This is a genomic window from Bacillus sp. NPDC094077, assembly GCF_050279465.1.
Classification (GTDB): Bacteria; Bacillota; Bacilli; order Bacillales; family Bacillaceae_G; genus Bacillus_A.
The window spans coordinates 1-2,473 of record NZ_JBNNUF010000053.1 but is presented as its reverse complement, the minus strand read 5'-3'; the positions used below and the strand labels follow the sequence as shown (position 1 = coordinate 2,473).

The following is a 2,473-nucleotide window of genomic DNA, read 5'->3' as shown; positions in this document are numbered from 1 at the left end:
GCTCTCTAGCGCCGATGGTAGTTGGGACCTTGTCCCTGTGAGAGTAGGACGTCGCCAAGCAAGCTTAAGACGAGTCAGAATGACTCGTCTTTTTTGTGTACGTTTCGTTAGGGATAACTTCTTATCAACCTCAAAGGTATTTTCCACTTTCCTAAGAATTTTGAGTACATCCCTACATAATTTTTGATGTGTAATTTAAGATTTTCTATTTTATTTTTTATAGATAGGATTCATTGATATGTTAAAATAGTACAGTTATTTTTTGAAGTGCTTTAATATAACAAGATTTAATTTTGAAAAAGGAGATAATATGAAAAAGATAGGTGTAATTACTATAGTAGTTTTAGTCCTTCTAGCAATTGCATATATGTTAGTCGGAAATTATTTCTATAATTATGCATTGAATGCGAAACAAGAAAAAGAATTTTTGGAGGATAATCCCCATTTAGCGGAAACAGTGAATGCATCGGGAGATGTATTGGTTACGAATGAAAAAAAGAATACGAACTTTGTATCAAAATATAAACCTAACACATTAACTGTACGTTCTTTTGATAACCTGAAATTAACAGGTTATGAATATATGAATGAACAATCTAGTCATAAATGGGCAATTGTAGTTCATGGATATAATGGTAAAGCCTCGGAAATGACGAAATATATCCGGAACTTTTATGAGAAAGGCTATAATGTTATAGCTCCAGATCTTCGTGGGCATGGGGATAGTGAAGGAGATTATATTGGAATGGGGTGGCATGACCGTAAAGATATTATGCTTTGGATTCAGGAGATTTTAAAAAAAGACCCTAATTCAGAAATAGCTTTATACGGCATCTCTATGGGTGGAGCGACTGTTATGATGACTTCAGGTGAAGACGTACCTTCTAATGTTAAAGTCATTATTGAAGATTGCGGATATTCAACTGTTATTGATGAATTTACTTATCAACTAAAAGATTTATTCCACTTGCCGAAATTTCCTGTTATGAATGCGGCAAACACAGTAACTAAACTGAGAGCTGGATATGATTTAGAAGAGGCTTCAGCTGTGAAACAAGTTGCGAAAAGTAAAACACCTATGTTATTCATTCATGGGGATGCTGATACATTTGTTCCTTTTGAAATGTTAGATGAGGTATATAATGCTGCAAAAGTAGAAAAAGAGAAATTAATTGTTCCAGGTGCGGGACATGGAGAAGCGGAGAAAGTAGATTCAAATAAATATTGGAATACTGTATGGAAGTTTGTAGAGAGATATATTCCAGCATAAGTCGAGTAGTTTAGAGTTTTATATACGATAATCAGAAGTTAATGTTTTTATACTTTTGATTATCGTTTTTTTTGTAATCATAAATTCATTTTAGGCTTTAGTATATAAGACTTGAAGCATAAATTTTTGAATTCTGTAATGCTGATGCTACAATGATTGGAAACTAAATTTTAAAGAGGTGTTAATATGAAAATTGAAGTATGGTCAGATTTTGTATGTCCATTTTGTTATATCGGGAAGCGTAGGTTAGAAATGGCTTTAGAGCAATTTCCACATAAAAAGGATGTTGAAGTTGAGTTTAAAAGTTTTGAATTAGACCCAAATACGCCAATCTATTCTGGAATGAGTATTAACGAAGTACTTGCATCAAAGTATGGGATTAGTATTGAAGAAGCTAAGCGTAATAACATACAACTAGGAAATCATGCAGCTAGTATGGGGTTAAGTTTCAATTTTGAAGAAATGAAGCCGACAAATACCTTTGATGCGCATCGTCTTGCGAAGTTTGCGAAGGATCAAGGAAAAGAAAAAGAGATTACGGAAAATCTACTCTTTGCATATTTCACTGAATCGAGAAATTTAAGTGATGTGGATACACTCGCTACTATCGCTGAGGCTTCAGGTTTAGATAAGCAAGAGGCTTTAAATGTTATCAATAATAAAAGTGCTTATGCAAATGATGTGAGAGTTGATGAAGCAATAGCTCAGCAATATAGAATTACGGGAGTACCTTATTTTATTGTTAATCAAAAATATGCTATTTCAGGTGCGCAACCATTTGAAACTTTTGTTGGTGCACTTCAGCAAGTATGGGAAGAAGAGAATCCTGCACCTAAGTTACAGGAACTTTCATCGGATGGGGGAAGCGATCTTTCTTGTACGGATGGAAGTTGTTCGGTGCCATCAAAAGAACAATAATTTTTATTATATATAAGCAACCCATAGATAGTTTTATGGGTTGCTTATATATAATTATAGAAGAGATATGTAAGTGGATAATTTGATCATGTAAGTGGAATTTATAAAAATAAAGTTTTTTATAAAAAACCATTGACTATTATTATTTATAAGTGTAATATTATACGAGTCGCTGATGAAAACAACGTCGAAGCGGCAAACGAAATAAAAAACTTAGTTGACATTACAAATTAGAAATGTTAACATAAGGAAGTCGCAAATGAGCGACCGAGTAGTTCTTTGAAA

General features: G+C 33.2%; 2 protein-coding genes. Both read left to right on the top strand.

What is annotated here, in order from left to right:
• Positions 1-310 precede the first annotated feature (310 nt).
• Positions 311-1,270: an alpha/beta hydrolase gene (locus ACQKNR_RS29190; RefSeq protein ID WP_427322750.1), complete on the top strand. Its 960-nt coding sequence runs from the start codon at positions 311-313 to the stop codon at positions 1,268-1,270.
• Positions 1,271-1,456: 186 nt separating this feature from the next.
• Positions 1,457-2,188, top strand: coding sequence for a DsbA family oxidoreductase (locus ACQKNR_RS29185; RefSeq protein WP_427322748.1), 732 nt, complete (start codon positions 1,457-1,459; stop codon positions 2,186-2,188).
• Positions 2,189-2,473 lie beyond the last annotated feature (285 nt).

Coding starts and splice junctions, on each gene's coding strand:
- ACQKNR_RS29185 (WP_427322748.1), top strand. CDS start 1,457: ATGAAAATTGAAGTATGGTCAGATTTTGTATGTCCATTTTGTTATATC.
- ACQKNR_RS29190 (WP_427322750.1), top strand. CDS start 311: ATGAAAAAGATAGGTGTAATTACTATAGTAGTTTTAGTCCTTCTAGCA.